The organism is Rhizobium cerradonense (assembly GCF_030182455.1).
Classification (GTDB): Bacteria; Pseudomonadota; Alphaproteobacteria; order Rhizobiales; family Rhizobiaceae; genus Rhizobium.
The window spans coordinates 188705-206669 of the sequence record NZ_JAQJCK010000004.1 but is presented as its reverse complement, the minus strand read 5'-3'; the positions used below and the strand labels follow the sequence as shown (position 1 = coordinate 206669).

Sequence of the window (17965 nt, the reverse complement as noted above, 5' to 3'; positions counted from 1 at the left end):
CAAGAGCGTTGCCGGCGGCTTGGCCGTCGGCGAGCGCGCGCCGTTGCGCGTCGAAACTTATCAGAAGGCGCCGAGTGCATTTGCGCGCAACGCGCCGGGCTATCTGTTTCTCCTGCCCTGGTTCATCGGCTTCTTCGGCCTGACGCTTGGACCGGCGATCGTGTCGCTCTACCTGTCCTTCACCGACTATAACCTGCTGCAGGCGCCGCATTTGGTTGGGCTGGACAATTATGCGCGCATCGCCACCGGCGACGACAAGTTCATCTCGTCGATGAAGGTGACGCTGTTCTATGTCGTCTGCTCGGTTCCGCTGAAGCTTGCCTTCGCGCTGATGGTGGCGCTGTTGCTCAACCGCGGCATTCGTGGCCTGCCGATCTATCGCGCCATCTTCTATCTGCCGTCGCTGCTCGGCTCCAGCGTCGCCATCGCCGTGCTCTGGCGGCAGATTTTCGATGGCGACGGCGTCGTCAATACCCTGCTCTGGTATGTGCTCGGCATCAACGGACCAAGCTGGATCTCCAACCCCAACTATTCCCTCTACACCCTCATCATCCTGGCCATCTGGCAGTTCGGCTCGCCGATGATCATCTTCCTTGCCGGCCTCCGGCAGATCCCGACCGATCTCTATGAGGCGGCCAGCCTCGACGGCGCTTCGAAGGCACGAATCTTCTTCAAGATCACCCTGCCGCTCTTGACGCCGGTCATCTTCTTCAACGCGGTCGTGCAGACCATCGACGCCTTCAAGGCCTTCACGCCGGCCTATGTCATCTCGTCCGGCACCGGCGGGCCGATCGACTCGACGCTGTTCTACACGCTCTACCTCTACCAGGAAGCCTTCGGCTATTTCCGCATGGGATATGCCGCAGCCCTCGCCTGGGTCCTGGTGATCATCATCGCGGTCTTCACCGCCTTCTCCTTCCTCTCCGCTCGTTATTGGGTTCACTACGATGACTGACGCGAAGCTCACCCATTTTCCCGACGATCTGAACCCGCCGCGCGAGCGTCCCTGGTTCCTGTCCGTTCTCATCCATGTCGCACTGGTCGGCGCATCGATCGTGATGCTCTATCCGCTGCTGTGGATGCTGTCCGGTTCGGTCAAGGATCAGAACGAAATCTTTGGCTCGGCCTCGCTGATCCCATCGCAGTTCGACTTCAGCGCCTATGCCCGCGGCTGGTTCGGTGGGCAGGTGAATTTCGGCTCGTTCGTGTGGAATTCCGTCGTCATCGCCGTCCTTTCCGTCATCGGCAATGTCGTCTCCTGCTCCCTTGCGGCCTATGCCTTCGCGCGGCTGAATTTCTGGGGCAAAAATTTCTGGTTCGCACTGATGCTCGGCACGCTGATGCTGCCCTATCACGTGACGCTGATCCCGCAATATATCCTGTTCCTGAAGCTCGGCTGGGTGAAAACCATGCTGCCGCTGGTCGTGCCGAAATTCCTGGCGGTCGACGCCTTCTTCATCTTCCTGATGGTGCAGTTCTTCCGCGGCATCCCCCGCGAGCTCGACGAAGCGGCGATGATGGACGGATGCAGCCCCTGGCGCATCTACTGGCGCATCATGATGCCGCTGTCGCTGCCGGTTCTCGCCACCGCCGCCATCTTCTCCTTCATTTGGACCTGGGACGATTTCTTCGGTCCGCTGATCTATCTCTCCGACATCAACACCTACACGGTGCAGCTCGGCCTGCGCTCCTTCGTGGATTCGACCGGAAGCTCCGACTGGAGCAGCCTGTTTGCCATGTCGAGCATCTCGCTGATCCCCGTCTTCCTGATCTTCCTGTTCTTCCAGAGGCTGCTGATCGACGGCATCGCTACCGCCGGCCTCAAACGCTGACGCAAAAGCACGATCCCTGACGATTTTCGGGGGTCATGCTGCAAAGAATATACTTGAAAGGAAATGTCGTATGAGCGCCCTGCGCTTTGCTGCCATCGGTCTCAACCACGATCACATCTACGGCCAAGTCAACGTCATGCTGCGGGCCGGCGCGGAACTGGTCGCCTTCTATGCCGCGGAAGATGAGCTTGCGGCCGTCTTCTCCGGGCGCTTCCCGCAGGCAAAACGCGTGGCGGACAAGCGCGAAATCTTGGAGGACCGCTCGATTGACCTGATCGTCAGCGCGGCAATCTCCAGCGAACGGGCCGCCCTTGCCATCGAGGCGATGCGGCATGGTAAGGATGTGATGCTCGACAAGCCCGGCATGGTGACGCTGGATCAGCTCGCCGAAGTGCGCAGGGTACAGGCCGAAACCAAGCGCATCGTCTCCATCCTCTATTCCGAACATTTTGAAACCGCCTCGACCGTCAAGGCGGGCGAATTGGTCAAGGCCGGCGCCATCGGCAAGGTGATCCACACGACCGGCCTCGGGCCGCACCGGCTGCGCAAGCCGACCCGGCCAGATTGGTTCTTCGACCGCGCGCGCTATGGCGGCATCATCACCGACATTGCTTCGCATCAATGCGAGCAATTCCTGTTCTTCGCCGGTTCGCTCGAAGCCGAGGTTCTGTCGGCTACGGTCTCGAACCGCGCCAATCCCGAGACACCCGGCCTGCAGGATTACGGCGATTTCCATGTGCGTACGCCAGACGTCACCGGCTATGTCCGCGTTGACTGGTTCACGCCCGACGGCCTTTCCACCTGGGGCGACGGCCGCCTCTTCATCGTCGGCACGGAAGGCACCATCGAGCTGCGCAAATACATCGACGTCGCCGGCCGCCCCGGCACCGATCACCTGTTCCTGACCGACCGCAAGGGCATGCAGCATATCGATTGCAGCGGCGTCGAGCTGCCTTATGGCCGGCAGCTGGCTAGCGATATCAGGGACCGCACCGAAACCGCGATGGGACAGGACCATTGCTTCAAGGCCATGGAGCTGGCGCTGAAGGCGCAGGCTCTGGCCGAAGCGACATCGCTCAACAGCGTACAAAGGTAATTTGCACATGTCCGACGTAAAGAAAGTTGCGGTCATCGGTCTCGGCATCGGCCGCTCCCATATTGTCGAGGGCTATCTGCCGCATCCGGACCGCTTCGAAGTCGCCGTGCTCTGCGATCTCAACGAAGAGCGCCTGAACGCCACTGGTGACGAATTCGGCATCACGAGGCGCATCAAGGATTTCGTCGAGGTCCTGAATATGCCGGACATCGATATTATCGACATCTGCACGCCGCCCGGCTCGCATTTCGAAATGATCCTGCAGGCGCTCGCCGCCGGCAAGCATGTGGTCTGCGAAAAGCCGCTGGTCGGCTCCCTCGCCGACGTGGACGCGATCATCGCGGCGGAAAAGACGGCGAATGGCAAGCTGATGCCGATCTTCCAATATCGCTATGGCGACGGCATCCAGAAAGCCAAGCGCATCATCGAAGCCGGCATCGCCGGCAAGCCCTATGTCGCCACCTCCGAAACCCATTGGGTTCGCACGGCGGAATATTACGCCGTTCCCTGGCGCGGCAAATGGGCAACGGAACTCGGCGGCGTGCTGATGACGCATTCGATCCATCTGCACGACATGCTGACCTATCTGATGGGGCCGATCGCTGGCCTTTTCGGCCGCGTCGCCACCCGCGTCAACGATATCGAGGTGGAAGATTGCGCCAGCGCCAGCCTGCTGATGGAGAACGGCGCGCTTGCGACGATCAGCGCGACGCTCGGCTCTCAGGAACAAATAAGCCGCCTACGCCTCGCTTTCGAAAACGTGCTGATCGAAAGCAACCACGAGCCCTACAGCCCCGGCCAGGACCCTTGGAAAATCATTCCGGCGAATGACGAGATCGCCGCGAAGATCGATGCCTTGCTTGCCGATTGGACGCCGATTCCGATCCGCTTCAACACGCAGATGAGGCTCTTCCATGAGGCGCTGGTTTCCGGCGAACCGCTGCCGGTGACCACGGTCGATGCCCGCCAGGCACTGGAGCTGGTGACCGCGTTCTACGAATCGTCGGAAACGCGCACCGAAGTCCGCTTTCCAGTCGGCCCGGAAAGCACGAAATACAATAGCTGGAGGCCGGCATGACGACGGCCCTGCGAGCCATCAGGACCAACAAGGAGGAAGCGCCCATGGCGACAAGCGTCTCGCTGCAGAAGGTCATCAAGCGCTATGGCGAGCTTCAGGTCGTCCACGGCATCGACCTGGAAATCGAGCCCGGTGAATTCGCCGTTTTCGTCGGCCCCTCCGGCTGCGGCAAGTCCACGCTGCTGCGCATGATCGCCGGCCTGGAGCCGATTTCCGGCGGTGCGCTCTACCTCGATGGCAGCCGCATGAACGATGTCCCAGCCTCCAAGCGCGGCATCGCCATGGTGTTCCAATCCTATGCGCTTTATCCGCACATGTCGGTCTACAAGAACCTCGCTTTCGGCTTGGAAACGGCGGGCATGAAGAAGCAGGAGATTCAGCCCCGCGTTGAGAAAGCCGCAGAAATCCTGCAGATCAAGCAGCTCCTGCAGCGCAAGCCGAAGCAGCTCTCCGGCGGCCAGCGCCAGCGCGTCGCCATCGGCCGCGCCATCGTGCGCGAACCGAAGATCTTTCTGTTCGACGAACCGCTCTCCAATCTCGATGCCGAGCTGCGCGTGCAGATGCGCGTCGAGATCGCCCGCCTGCACCAGCGGCTCGGCAATACCATGATCTACGTCACCCACGACCAGACGGAAGCCATGACCATGGCCGACAAGATCGTTGTGCTGAATGGCGGCAACATCGAGCAGGTCGGCGCCCCGCTCGATCTCTACAACAAGCCGCGTAACAAGTTCGTCGCCGGCTTCATCGGCTCACCGAAGATGAACTTTCTTGAAGCCAAGATCGTTGCCTCCGACGACGGCTCCGCCGTCATCGACCTCAACGGCCAAACCGTTCGCCTGCCGCGCCGGCTGGGCGGCCTCCAGCCCGGACAGCCCGTCACGCTCGGCGCGCGCCCGGAGCACCTGAACGTCGGCGATCGCGGCCTGGCGCTTGGCAACGCCCGTGTCGATCTCGTCGAGCACCTCGGTGGCCAGACGATCTTGTACGTTACACTGCGGGGCGGTCAGGCATTGACGGTTGCGCTGGAAGATCAGCAGGCCATCCGCGCGGGCGAAACGGTCAGCATCCACATCGATCCCGAACGCTGCCATCTGTTCGGGCCGGATGGCGTGACTTTGTAGGGGGGTGATGACCAAGTGTGCGGGAATCTATCTCGCCCCTGGCGGGCGAGAAAGCAATTTCACTGGTTTAGGAATTGCGATACCGGAGGCTCTGCATGTCTGGAAGTCCAACGCAATTTCTAAGCCATTGAAATTGCAAGAGAGGGGGTCCATGTCTTGCGCAGATATCCCGGGGCTGTTGCGTCCCTGCCTACCCCCGCTCTTGTAAAAACTAAGAATTAGACGAGGGACGAGCCCTCGCCTAATCCTAAGTTTTTACTTTCTCGCCCGCCAAGGGCGAGATAGGCCGCTGCGCTTACCGCACCCCTAATCAGACCTCGACGATCCGCCGGGTACCCAAGGTCCTGATCTGACCCGTGGGAACAGTCTCAGCCGACGTCCCAGCCCTCGGATGAAGCCTCAACCGCCGGGTCGCCCCCGGCGACAGGTGGAACCAATCGTGCTCTGCCCGATAGGCTTCGAAATCGATCTGCACCGATTGTACCAACCGGTCGCTGCGCAGATCGAGGAACCAATGGCCGTCCTGTTGCGTGATGGAGGCAGCGATTTCGCCCTCATGAAAGGCTTTCGTCCTGCCCAAGGGAAAATAGAAGGCTTCTGCGATCAGCGCCCCGGTCTCGCGCGCCGTAAGACGCGCCACCGTGACGTCATGCGACGGCGGGCCGAAGCGGAAGGCATAGGTCGTGTCGAAGAAGGCGCCGAAAAGATCAGTGCAGGCTATCTTTTGCTTGCCGCGAGCCTCAACCGACAATTCCCGCTTGCCGCTGACCACGGACTGCCGGCCGTCCCGCAGGCAGACCACATCAAGATCAAGATCAAGGGCAACATCGCCCTCGTTGATGACATGCACATCGAGGCCATTCGTGCCTTCATCGGTAAGCAATACTTGCACCGGCCGGAAAGCGCGGCGGAGGGCATACCATATGGGCTTCGGCTCGCCGGTGGAATCGATCACGCCCCAGCCGGGACCGGGCAGCAGATCCTGCAGTGTCCAGACGAGAGCGCCATTGCAGCCGGAGCCCTGGCGGCGCCATTCGGCATAGGTTTCTTCCGCGACTTCGCCGGTAACCGCTCGCGACAGATCGAGATAGAGATCCGGATCCTCCCGCCGCAGCCGGTCCGGCTCGAAGCCGTAAAGTTCGCGCAAGTAATGGTCGCGCACATCCTCGAAATCCCAGGAAGCACCACGATCGCGCGGCACGCGCTCTTTCCATAGCGGGCTATGGACTGCCGGAACCGGCAGATGCCGCGCCAAGGTCCGGGCGTGCGGCACATGCGCGAAAGCCAGGCTTTCCGCAGCAAAGCGAACATCGGCACGGCGCGCATCGCCAAGCGGCCGCATATAGGCCCCAACGCCGTAATAATGCGTCACGCCCGCATTCGGGGAAAACGGCATAGCGCCGCCCGCAGGGGAATTGACGACATAGGGAACGTCGGGCCGGATGGCCTTAACGACGGCCGGAAGGATCTCCTCCACGATCGGGCTTGCCCAAAACCGCTCCGGCAATCCCAGCATCGCCGCCTGCTGATACATCTCGCTCCCACCGCAAAGCACGGCGAGCGAGGGTGACAGGCGCGTGCCGGAAAGAAGCTGCGCCGCCTCCGCTTCGACATGGGCGTTGAATGCCTTGTCGTTCTTCGGATAGTCGAAATTGGCGAACATGAAATCCTGCCAAACCAGCAGGCCGAGTTCGTCACAGACCCGGAAAAACTCCGGGGTCTCATAGACCATGGTGCCGCCAATGCGGATCATGTTCATGCCCGCCTCCGCCGCCAGTCGCAGCCAGGGCTCATAATCCTCGCGGCCGCCGGGCAGACGGGCAATATCCGCCGTCGTCCAGACGGCGCCGCGGCAGAAGATACGCTCGCCATTGACGACAAGCGCAAAATCCTGGCCGTCCGCACCGCGATCGACCGCGAGCCGGCGGAAGCCGGTGCACCCGAGCGGATATTCAACGCCCTCGATGATCAGCGCGACGTCATGAAGATGGGGCGTCCCGTGTGTATGCGGCCACCATGGCATCACGCCCGGGATTTTCAGGAATGCGGTGCAGTGGCCGCTATTGTCTTTCGTGAATGCCTGCTCGGCTTCGCCACAACGAAGCACCATCTCGCCGACCTGCCCTTCGATGACGAGCGAAGCATAAAGCCGGCCCTCGCCGTCCTCCAGCAGGTCTGGACGCAGGGAGAGGTCGCGAATGACGGGACTATGCGGGCGAAACAACGAAATCGGCCGCCAGGGGCCGACGGTGTGGATTTCCGGGCACCAGCCGGGCATATGGCCGAGCAGCGTCGTGCGAACCAGGCGCAGCCCCTGCGGCGTGATCATCTGCGGCCGCCAGCGGGCTCTGGGACCGGGTTCTGCAAGCCGCGGCTCCAGCGCCCGGAAGCAGAGCGCCAGCTCATCGCCGCCCAGCAGATGGACGGCGAGTTCGTGGGCCGCGAACATGCTTTCGGAGACGAGGATTTTTCTGCCGTTCAGAAAGACTTCGCAGAGCGTTGCCAACCCATCGAGCCGCAGAACGGCATTGCCGAGGTCGGCGTCGACCAACCGGCAAAGATACCAGGCGTCCTTGTCGTTCAGCGGATGGGGATGCTCACGATTGAAAAGCCCGGCCTTTTCCAGCGCGCCGGCCACCGTGCCCGGCACCGATGCCGGAATGAACCCGGCCGAAAGCGGCACATCCGAAGGCGAGGCGCAGGCGCCCGCATCCGTCAGAACCAGATTCCATCCTTCGCTCAGCAGCGTCTCGCCGCCAAAGCTTGCCAAACGCCCGTGCATTGGATCTCCCGGCTCAAGACATGATCCCAAAAGTGCAAAGCAGCTTTTGGATAGGATCATGTGTAACTAAAGCTTTTGTTCAAGCAGCCCCATCATGGAATCCCACGCATCCGCGGCCGGATCAAGGGCCGTCCGCAGCGGCTCGAATTTCTTGCGGGTTATGGCGCGGGCAAGCTGGAACTGCACCGATTTCGCCACTTCCGAAATTCGCCGCGCCTCGCCGGCAGCCGCTGAAAATTCTCCCGTCAACCAGTCGAGATGGCTGCCTGCCAGCTCAAAATTGGCGCCGAGCTGACGCAGCGTATTGAAGGCATATTTATGGAAAAAGCCGAAGGGCCGCTCGGCCACCGCTTCCACCTGCGCCGGGAAAACCGCTGCGAAGGCACGGATGGGATTGGCCATAGGACGACAGCGGAAATGGAAGGCCAGAAGTTGCCGGGACGTCTGCCGGATGGCAGCGCCACCCGGCGCATTCTCGGGAAACTTCGCAAATTCCGTATAGGGCAGGAAGGGCAGGTCTTCGTCACCCAGATGCAGTTGGAACAACCCGTCGAAATCCTCGCCCGACAGCCGGAAAAAACCGCCATTGTGGAAATAATCGAGCTCGCGGCCCGCCATATCCAGCCTGTTGATGGCGACGGTCGTCTTGCCGTGCTCGCGGCGGTAACCGACACCCTGGGTGTCCGGCATATAGAAGGAATCCATCTCCACGAGGCAGAGCCGGCCACGGCCGATCTGCTCGGCGACATGGTGCTGGACCTTGTCGTAGATTGCCAGTTCGGTGCAGCGGATGCCGTAGAGTGCCTCGAGATCTTCGAGCGGCACCTTGAAGAAGGTGAACTGGTCCCCCTCGAAATCTTGGCGCATCGTGAAGCCGAGCATGGCTTCCGGCGGCAGTTTCAGGCTCGAAAGCACCTCGATCCAGAGATCGATATAGCAATTGGTTTCCGGCCACATGCGCTCGCTGTCGTGCAGCGCATGTGGCTTATAGGCGGCGGGATCCAGTCCCTGAAAGACGGCAGCCATGGAAGCGATCAGCCCCACAGCGCCTTGCGCACGCTTTCGGGCCATTCCTTGGTATCGAGACCATGGGTGTGGAACAGCGCTAGCGCAATGCGCTCCAGACCGAAGCCGACACAGGCCGTATGGGCGACACTGCCGTCGGCAAAGTTCAGACCCCATTTCGCGCCGAAAGCGTCCTGATGATAATTGAAGCTCATGCAGGCGGTCGGTTTGGCGACGGAGGTGATCGGGATCAGCAGCTCGAATTTTAGGTTCTGATCGCGTTGATTGTTGGCGAGCATCTTGCCGGCGCGGCCGAAGAATGGGTCGTTGGCGACGTCGATGGTTACCTCAAGACCGACAGCCTTCATCATCTCGACGCCGCGATCCATCCAGCTCTGGCGGAAATCAGTCACATGCTTTTCGCTGCCCATGCAGACATATTCGCGCATGCGGAACAGTTGCTGGCGAGCCGGATCCTTGGAGGGCTCATGACGGAAGCAATAGGACTGCAGGTCGAAGAGTGCGCCGTCGTCGGACAATGCGCCGCGCTTGGCAACCGTCGGATAGAGCGGATAGCAGGCGGCCGGCGTCAGCACGATATCGGTCGCCTGCTGGTCCTTCGTCCAGTCGTCGCCGACTTCCATGCACTTCAGCAGGCTCATATGGTCGAGTTCGTTGCCGCAGAAGCTGTGCACGGTGCCGGCAAGCTGCGGGAAGCTCTTCATGTAACCACTCTTTTCGAAGAAGGCGCGGTTCATGCCGGGCGGAAACCGGATGGCTTCAGCACCATCGGCGCCGCCGAACTTGTCGATCAGCCGTTCGAAAGCGGAAATGACGTCTTCGAACTGGCCACTGCGGCCATAAAGGCCATCAATGCCGGTGTCGATCAGAAGGCCGGATTCAAAAAGGCGGTCGAGAAACGAGGTCTGCATATCCATGACGGTTACCCTAACAGGCTAGTATCTTGCTTATGGACGAGCAGCATGGTCGACGTATTGCCGAGAATGCGGTCGTTCGAGATCATCAGTTGAGCGGAATGCGCGTCGCGCAGATGGCGGCCGAGGCTGTAGGGCGTGCCGTTCTTGTAGCCCATGATGCCGCAGATCAGCATGGCGTGGTTGATGATCGGCAGGATCATTTCCGACGACGCGATCTTTACGTTGTTCATGGCGACGGCAAAGGCCATCGAGGAGAGCCGGTCGGCATCGGCCTTGGCCTCTTCATAGACTTTCAGACCGGCCACGACATTCGATTTCACCATCTGCAGCAGGCTGGAGACCTCCGCCAGCCGCAACGCGCCGGGCGGCTGCGTGCCGGGCGACTTGCGGGCCGCGGCGCGCACGAAAGCCTGGGCGCGGGCCACCGCATCGGCCGCGATACCGTACCAAACGCCGCTCCAGAGCAGATGCGAGCTTGCCAGCATCGATTGCGCGGCAATTTCGGCAAACGGTTTCGGCAGGATCTGCATGGCCGGCGCCTCGCCTTTGAAGAGGAAGCCGTCGGAGCAGGTGCCGCGCATGCCGAGCGTGTTCCACTCGACGGTGCGCTCCAGCGTGTATTGATCCCTGAGGAAAACCGTCAGTACCTGGTCGGAAGAGGCCGCCTCGGCATGGCTGCGCGAGGTAATCAGGATCGCATCGGCATGGGCGCCGTAGGAGATGACGGTTGCGTCTTTCTCCAGGAAGCAGCGGTCGCCTTCGACCTTGATGGCGCAGATGCTGTTGCGGAGATTGCCGCCAATGCCGCCTTCCGTCGTCGCCGATGCCAGCAGAAGCTGCTCTTTGGCAATACGGCGCATGAAATCGCAGTGCCAGTCGCTGCCGGCACCGTGCTCGACCAAGCTCGACAGCTTGATCTGATGCATGGCGAAAACCATGGCGCTGGCCGCACAGGCTTGACCAAGGATGGAGCAGAGCTCGGCTATTTCGGTTGTCGAAGCACCCTCGCCGCCAAGATCGGCGGGAATCTGGATCGACAGCAGCCTTTCGGCGCGCATCGCATCCACGGCCTCGCGCGGGAATCGACCTTCGGCGTCGACTGCATCAGCATATTTGCCGGCAATTGCCGCAACGCGCGCGGCGCGCACCGCCGCCGTATCTCCGGCTCCGGCTTCAACCAAAGCGACCGCAACGTTCATCAGGCAACCTTTCGGCTATCCAGGATCATGGCGACCGTCTTTTCGATGGCGACGATGCTGGCAAAGGATTTGCGGTTCAGCAGGTTGTCGGGAAACTCGATGTCGAAAGCTTCTTCGATGCCAAGCATGAGCTGCACCGACGCAAAGGAAGACAGCCCGGCCGCGTAGAGATCGGCATCGTCGGCAATCTGATCCATCGTAACGGGGAGCGCACCAAACTTGGCCAGCAAATCGCGAATCGTCTCATTCATCTGTAGTCCCTCCAGGCAATCGCAAACACGACGGCAGCAACGCCGTCTTATCCTGAGCCGAGAAGTAACAGGTAAAATAGAACATTCCGCTAAGCGACGTGGTAAATATAACCACGCTATACTTAGCAAGAAAATCTTATACTTTAGATTTATCTAAAGTAAATTTACGATATTTAAGCCATGTAAGCTGTCGTTTGCAGGGTGATATCTTACAATTCTAAAATATGCAGCGAAGGATGTGCGGAAAAATGGTACTTGGCCGCAAGGTTAATGCGCCAATTTTCCAGCAAAATTCATTTACAAACACGGCGCCTCAGACATCCTGAAGTAGCAGAAACCGCTCGGGAACAGACTATCCCTCCGGCGGATAGATATGCTCGCCGTCGCGATAGTCCGAGATGGAATAGCAGCCTTCGCCGAGTTCGCGGACGGCTTTTCTGCCGATGTCCGCCTTGCCGTGGCCGCCTGGAATATCGAGGATGTAGGTGGGCTGGCATAGGCCGGAAATGCGGCCGCGCAGCGCAGCGACGATCTTCTGCCCCTCCGCTATCGACAGGCGGAAATGGCTGGTGCCAGGGGCAAGATCGGGGTGATGCAGGTAATAGGGCTTGATCCGCGTCTCGACGAAAGCCTTCATCAGCGCCGCCAGCACATCCGGATCGTCATTGACGCCCTTCAGCAAGACGGACTGGCTGACCAGGACGATACCGGCATCGACAAGCCGCGCACAAGCCGCACGCGCCTCGCCGGTCAGCTCGCGCGGATGGTTGGCATGCAGCGCCACATAGACCGTCTTGCCGCTCGCCTTCAGCGCCGCAATCAGCGCTCCATCGATCTTCAGCGGATCGACGACCGGTACACGGGTGTGGAATCGGACGATCTTCACATGATCGATATCGGCGAGCACACTGAGCATCTCCTCCAGCCGGCGCGGCGACAGCACCAGCGGATCGCCGCCGGTCAGGATGACCTCCCAGATCTCCCGGTGATCGCGGATATAGGCGAAGGCGGCATCAAGTGCCGCCGCATCCAGCGTTCCAAGTCCCTGCGGCCCGACCATCTCGCGGCGGAAACAGAAGCGGCAATAGACCGGGCAGACATGCACGGCCTTCAACAGCACGCGATCAGGATAGCGATGGACGATGCCTTCGACGGGGCTATAGGCATGATCGCCGATCGGATCGGCCCGCTCTTCCGGCGTGACGATGAGTTCAGCCGTGTCGGGCACGAATTGCCGGGCGATGGGGTCGGCGGGATCGCTGCGGTCGATCAGCTTTGCCATGGTGGGCGTCAGTGCGATGGCGTAACGCTCCGCCACCGACTGCAGCGAAAGGGCCTCACCCGCATCGATCAGACCGGCCTGTTCGAGGTCGTCGACATTTCTGATCGGGCGCATCACATTCATGAACCGAACTCCGAAACAGGTGCCCAGAGCACCTGTTCGATCCGCGAGGCCCCGGTCGCTAGCATCACCAGCCGGTCGAAGCCGAGCGCTATGCCGCTCGCCTCCGGCATGGCTGCGAGAGCTTCAAGAAATTCCTCGTCCAGCGGATAGGTCTCGCCATAGATACGGGCTTTCTCGGCCATCTCGATCTCGAACCGCCGCCGCTGCTCGACGGCATTGGTGAGTTCGCCGAAAGCATTGGCGAGCTCGACACCGCAAGCATAGAGCTCGAAGCGTTCGGCCACCCGATGATCCCTAGCCGAAGGCCGAGCAAGAGCCGCCTCCGAGACCGGATATTCGTCGAGGATCGTCGCCCGGCCGAAGCCGAGATAGGGCTCGACCTTCTCGACCAGCACGCGGCTGAAAAGATCGGGCCAGTGATCGTCGTTTGCAACGCGCATGCCGACACGCCGCATCTCGGCCGCCAGATGCTCACGATCCGTCGAACCGTCGAGACCGATCGAACCGAGCAGGTCGATCCCGGCATAACGTTCGAAGGCCGCAGCGACGCTGATACGCTCCGGTGTGAGGAACGGATCGGTTTCGGCGCCGCGATAGCTGAGTTTCTTTGCCCCCACCGTCTTCGCCGCCAGCGCCAGCAGAGCGGCGCAATCGGCCATCAGCGTCTCATAGGTCTCGCCCGCCCGATACCATTCCAGCATGGTGAATTCCGGATGGTGCAGCGGACCGCGCTCGCGGTTGCGATAAACGTGGGCGAAACAGGCAATGCGCTCCTCGCCGGCAGCCAGCAGCTTCTTGCAGGCGAATTCCGGCGAGGTGTGGAGATAGAAGGGCGCCTTCTGGCCGTCCGTCGTCAGCGCCTCGGTGGCGAAGGCATGAAGATGCGCCTCGTTGCCCGGCGATACTTGCAGCGTTGGCGTGTCGACCTCGATAAAACCGTTGCGGATGAAGAATTCACGCAGCGCCGCCTGGATGGCATTGCGGCCAATCAGGAACGGCCGCCGGTCCGCGTGCACGCTGCGGGTCCACCAGGGGGACGCTTTGCTGCTCGTTGGCTCCATTGCGCGCTTTCTTCTCGGGATCGCCGGGGATGGGGGTGGCTATTTCTGCTGATTTAGGGTACTTGCGCCCCCAAGCAAACAATAGCTGCGTCTCGAGGTGCATTTCGACAGTCCCTCTACGACGCAAAGGGCAGCGTTACAAGGAAGTCTTATGGTCAAGGTCATCGCCTCTTCAGTCCGCAAGGGCAACGTTCTCGATGTCGACGGCAAACTCTACGTCGTTCTCACCGCTCAGAACTTTCATCCGGGCAAGGGCACGCCGGTCACCCAGGTCGACATGCGCCGCATCGTTGACGGCGTGAAGGTGTCCGAGCGCTGGCGCACCACCGAGCAGGTCGAGCGCGCCTTCGTCGAAGACGTGAACTTCCAGTACCTCTACGAAGACGGTGAAGGCTTCCACTTCATGAACCCGGCCACCTACGACCAGGTCGTCGTCGACGTCGAGACCATGGGCGACCAAAAGGCCTATCTCCAGGAAGGCATGACCTGCATCCTGTCGATCCACGAAGGCGTTCCACTGGCACTCGAACTGCCGCGCCATGTCACGCTGGAAATCACCGAGACCGAACCGGTCGTGAAGGGCCAGACGGCATCCTCGTCCTACAAGCCCGCCATGCTGTCGAACGGCGTACGCACCATGGTTCCGCCGCACATCAACGCCGGCACCCGCGTCGTCATCGCCACGGAAGACAACTCCTACGTCGAGCGCGCCAAGGACTGAGGAATCAGCCTATCGTTTCACGGAAAACGCCCTGTCCTCACGGATGGGGCGTTTTTGTTTTGTGCATGATCTCGCATGCTGAGCGAATTCGGGCCTATCTCGCCCGGGCGAGATAGGGCTCCGCCACAAAGCTACCGCGACGGCCCATTCGCCCTCTTGGGGCTTACGTCCGGTACCACCGCCGCCCGCGGCACGACTGCGGCAACGACCTCCTCATGTTGCACCAGCGCCTGAAGATGCAGGACGCGTGGCGACATTGCCTGAAGATAGGCTTCGGACCGGCCGATATAAATCACGGTGGCGTCAGTGAACTCCGTCAGCAACGCCGAGAACTTGGCCTGAATATCCGGCTCCAGCCCTTCCATGACTTCATCGAGGATGATCCATTTCGGTTGCGCCAGCAGCAGATGCGCGAAGGCGAGCGCCTTTTGCTCGTCATTGTCAAGGAGCCGGTCCCAGCGCGCCTGCGTATCGAGCCGGCTCTTCAGGCGGCCGAGGCCGACCTTGTCCATCGCAGCCTCGACGGCGGCATCGTCATAGGTATCCCGATCCTCGGGAAAACTGATCGCTTCGCGTAGCGTACCGCCAGGCACATAGGGCGTGTGCGGCATGAACAGCATGTCTTCCATCAGCGGCAGGCTGATCTTTCCGGAGCCGCAATTCCATTGATGCGCCAGCGATTGGAACAGCAGCCTGCGGTTCACGCCATGGTCGCCGTTGACCATGATGTGCTCGCCGGCGGCAATCGTCACCGTGCCCTCGCGGATACGGAAGCCGTTCTCGATGATATCCTCGCTGGTCTTGGTGGAAATCTCCATATCCGTCCAGACCATTTCACCGGGCGCAGCATGGTCGAAAGCAATGGTATGCGGCATGACCTTGCCGTCATCCATCTCGGTCAGCGCCTGGCGGAAATCGGTGACACGCATCAGCGTGGCGCGCCATTCCGCGATCGGGCCGAAATTGGCGACATACCAGCGCAAGGCGGTATTGACCTGGTTGAAGGCACCGACCGCCACCATCAATTGACCGATGGTCAGCCCGCCGGAGAAATAGGCGGGCGCGGCCACCAGGATCGGAATGATCAGCACCAGCCAGCCATAACCGGCCGAAACCCAGGTGAGATTGGTGTTGGCAATGGCGAGCTGACGGATGACGGCAAGCACGGCGGAAATATCGAGATTGATCCGCCGGCGCTCATTCTCCTCGCCGCCCGCAATGGTGATCGCCGGCATATGCTCGTTGGCATGCATCAGGGCAAAGCGCAGCTCGGCTTCCTTGGAATAGCGGTCGGCATTCAGCCGCACCAGCCGGCGGCCAACGAGCTGGCTCAGGAACGAGGCAGAGCCGGCATAGATGATTGCCGCCCAGACCATGTAGCCGGGAATGGAAAAGCTCATGCCCTTGAAATTGAAGACCATGCCGCTGGACAGCTCCCAGAGCACGCCGATGAAGCTCAGGAGCAGGATGGTCGCCTGTACCAGACCGATCGCAAGGCCCGTCGTGCTTTCGGCAAGATTACGCGCATCCTCGTGCAGCCGCTGGTCCGGATTGACGCCGATCAGGCCGGAGGAGGCCAGACGAAGCGCGCGCTTGGCCTGCAGCCACTGGTCGACGAGATCGCGCGCCAGGCCCTCGCGCATATAAAGCGCGGTCATTTGATTGAGCCATGCCTGCACGACGTTGAGGACCAAAAGCAGGCCGGCAATAATGCCGAAGACGCCGAGCTGATGGAAGAACGCTCCCGTATCGCGCCGCGCCAGCGAATCATAAAACGGCGCATTCCAGTTGTTGAGCAGAACCTGGACATAGGCCGTGACAAGAATAATCGCGAACAAAGCAATCGTAAGAGAAATAATCTTGATGCGTACCGCCGAATTCCAAAAGGCGGAAAACATCATGCGCAGCCGATAGAGAACGCTGAAGTCGTATCCGACCCGGTCCGCTCCCTCATTATTCGGCTTGGCTTGCGTTTCAACTGCCATCAACACTTCCCTGCGACGCACTTAATCCTCAGTTAATCATGACCTGCTCACATGTCCATCCATGCGATACATCAGCGTGATCACGTTCGGTATATACACCGTTTCACGCCTTGAACCGAATTAGGCCAAGGGATAGCTTGCGCCCGAAAGATTGATGAAAGCCTTCCAATGCAATTTCAGGGCACCGCGGACTATATCGCCGACAAGGATCTGATGGTCGCCGTCAACGCCGCCATTCGGCTGGAACGACCGCTTTTGGTGAAGGGCGAGCCTGGGACGGGCAAGACGGAACTGGCTCGTCAGGTCGCCGCAGCCCTCGGTCTCGACCTCATCGAGTGGAATATCAAATCGACCACGAAGGCGCAGCAGGGTCTCTACGAGTATGATGCCGTCTCGCGCCTGCGCGACAGCCAGTTGGGCGACGTGCGCGTCAATGACGTCAGGAACTACATCCGCCAAGGCAAGCTCTGGCAGGCATTTACGGCCTCGCAGAAATGCGTGCTGCTGATCGATGAGATCGACAAGGCCGACATCGAATTCCCGAACGATCTGCTGCAGGAACTCGACCGCATGGAGTTCCATGTCTATGAGACCGGCGAAACGATCCGCGCCGCCGTCCGGCCGATCGTCATCATCACCTCGAACAATGAAAAGGAGCTGCCGGATGCTTTCCTGCGCCGCTGCTTCTTCCATTATATCCGCTTCCCCGACGCCGAAACGCTGACGCGCATCGTCGAAGTGCACTATCCCGGCATCAAGCAGACACTGGTGCGGGCGGCCCTCACCCAATTTTTCGAGATCCGCGATGTGCCGGGGCTGAAGAAGAAACCCTCCACCTCCGAAGCGCTCGACTGGATCCGCCTCCTCGTCGCCGACGACGTCGATCCCGCCACGCTGCGCGGCGACGCAAAGAGCGTCTTGCCGAAGCTGCATGGGGCTTTGCTGAAGAACGAGCAGGACGTCCATCTCTTCGAACGCCTTGCTTTCATGGCGCGCGGGCAGGGGAAATGATGCAGCCGGATGCCGTGAAGGTCTTGATCTACGCGCTGAGCGGTCGGCATTTGCTGGTATTCGACGAGCCGGATTTTCCCACCGTCGAACTCCAGGTTCCCGGCGGCACTGTCGAACCCGGCGAAGGCATCGCAACGGCGGCGGCGCGCGAATTCGAGGAGGAAACCGGTTTTGCGCCGGACGAACTCCATCCGCTCGGCATTCATGACTATCGGTTCGAAAAGGATGGGCGCCAGCACCATCACCAACGGCACTATTTCCGCTGCCGCATCTCCGAGACGGCGCCCGCCACCTGGCTTCACTATGAAATGACGCCGTTCGGCGGCGGCGATCCGATTGGCTTCCGTTTCTTCTGGCTGCCGATCGAGGACGCCAGGCTACGCCTCGGCTATGGCATGCAGGCGCTCCTTGGTCATCTGTAGGCGACAACCGACATACGCAACCGCCCGCTTTTCCCGGAAAAGCTTGCCCATTGAC

Annotated in this window: 16 protein-coding genes; 8 read left to right on the top strand and 8 right to left on the bottom strand. The window is 60.7% G+C overall.

Features of this window, described 5'->3' with window-relative positions:
* Positions 1-43: 43 nt before the first annotated feature.
* From PH547_RS11595 to PH547_RS11575, 5 genes are all read left to right on the top strand, one after another.
* Positions 44-955, top strand: coding sequence for a carbohydrate ABC transporter permease (locus PH547_RS11595; protein ID WP_245463998.1), 912 nt, complete (start codon positions 44-46; stop codon positions 953-955).
* Positions 948-1832: a carbohydrate ABC transporter permease gene (locus tag PH547_RS11590; protein WP_457900133.1), complete on the top strand. Its 885-nt coding sequence runs from the start codon at positions 948-950 to the stop codon at positions 1830-1832. Before PH547_RS11595 ends, PH547_RS11590 begins: the two co-directional genes overlap by 8 nt.
* Positions 1833-1902: 70 nt before the next feature.
* Positions 1903-2928 carry a Gfo/Idh/MocA family protein gene (locus tag PH547_RS11585; RefSeq protein WP_285168292.1) on the top strand — a complete coding sequence of 342 codons (1026 nt, stop codon included), beginning with the start codon at positions 1903-1905 and terminating at the stop codon, positions 2926-2928.
* 7 nt (positions 2929-2935) lie between these two features.
* A complete protein-coding gene (locus tag PH547_RS11580) occupies positions 2936-4006 on the top strand; it encodes a Gfo/Idh/MocA family protein (protein ID WP_285168291.1) in 1071 nt (356 codons plus the stop codon).
* Between the two features lie 44 nt (positions 4007-4050).
* Positions 4051-5130: an ABC transporter ATP-binding protein gene (locus tag PH547_RS11575; RefSeq protein WP_285168448.1), complete on the top strand. Its 1080-nt coding sequence runs from the start codon at positions 4051-4053 to the stop codon at positions 5128-5130.
* Positions 5131-5440: 310 nt separating this feature from the next.
* On the opposite strand, the gene PH547_RS11570 is transcribed toward PH547_RS11575, so the two are convergent.
* From PH547_RS11570 to epmA, 7 genes are all read right to left on the bottom strand, one after another.
* Entirely contained in the window at positions 5441-7912 is a 2472-nt protein-coding gene (locus PH547_RS11570) for a glycoside hydrolase family 2 protein (protein WP_285168290.1), read from the bottom strand.
* A 66-nt stretch (positions 7913-7978) separates the two neighbouring features.
* Entirely contained in the window at positions 7979-8938 is a 960-nt protein-coding gene (locus PH547_RS11565; RefSeq protein ID WP_285168446.1) for a DUF1839 family protein, read from the bottom strand.
* 8 nt (positions 8939-8946) lie between these two features.
* Positions 8947-9855, bottom strand: coding sequence for an amino acid--[acyl-carrier-protein] ligase (locus tag PH547_RS11560; protein WP_104824794.1), 909 nt, complete (start codon positions 9853-9855; stop codon positions 8947-8949).
* A gap of 5 nt (positions 9856-9860) precedes the next feature.
* Positions 9861-11054, bottom strand: coding sequence for an acyl-CoA dehydrogenase family protein (locus PH547_RS11555; protein WP_285168289.1), 1194 nt, complete (start codon positions 11052-11054; stop codon positions 9861-9863).
* Complete coding sequence (locus PH547_RS11550; RefSeq protein ID WP_104824796.1) at positions 11054-11305, bottom strand: acyl carrier protein; 252 nt, start codon at positions 11303-11305, stop codon at positions 11054-11056. Before PH547_RS11550 ends, PH547_RS11555 begins: the two co-directional genes overlap by 1 nt.
* A 352-nt stretch (positions 11306-11657) precedes the next feature.
* Positions 11658-12710: a lysine-2,3-aminomutase-like protein gene (locus PH547_RS11545; protein WP_285168288.1), complete on the bottom strand. Its 1053-nt coding sequence runs from the start codon at positions 12708-12710 to the stop codon at positions 11658-11660.
* Entirely contained in the window at positions 12707-13771 is a 1065-nt protein-coding gene (gene epmA, locus PH547_RS11540; RefSeq protein ID WP_104824798.1) for an EF-P lysine aminoacylase EpmA, read from the bottom strand. Before epmA ends, PH547_RS11545 begins: the two co-directional genes overlap by 4 nt.
* A gap of 151 nt (positions 13772-13922) precedes the next feature.
* Here epmA and efp point away from each other — a divergent pair, with 151 nt between their 5' ends.
* Positions 13923-14492: an elongation factor P gene (efp, locus tag PH547_RS11535; RefSeq protein WP_104824799.1), complete on the top strand. Its 570-nt coding sequence runs from the start codon at positions 13923-13925 to the stop codon at positions 14490-14492.
* A 131-nt stretch (positions 14493-14623) separates the two neighbouring features.
* Here efp and PH547_RS11530 read toward each other — a convergent pair whose 3' ends face one another.
* Positions 14624-16477: an ABC transporter ATP-binding protein/permease gene (locus PH547_RS11530; protein ID WP_104824800.1), complete on the bottom strand. Its 1854-nt coding sequence runs from the start codon at positions 16475-16477 to the stop codon at positions 14624-14626.
* 168 nt (positions 16478-16645) lie between these two features.
* Here PH547_RS11530 and PH547_RS11525 point away from each other — a divergent pair, with 168 nt between their 5' ends.
* Positions 16646-17488: an AAA family ATPase gene (locus PH547_RS11525; protein ID WP_104824801.1), complete on the top strand. Its 843-nt coding sequence runs from the start codon at positions 16646-16648 to the stop codon at positions 17486-17488.
* Complete coding sequence (locus PH547_RS11520) at positions 17488-17910, top strand: NUDIX hydrolase (protein ID WP_104824802.1); 423 nt, start codon at positions 17488-17490, stop codon at positions 17908-17910. The genes PH547_RS11525 and PH547_RS11520 overlap by 1 nt, the downstream gene beginning before the upstream one ends.
* Positions 17911-17965 lie beyond the last annotated feature (55 nt).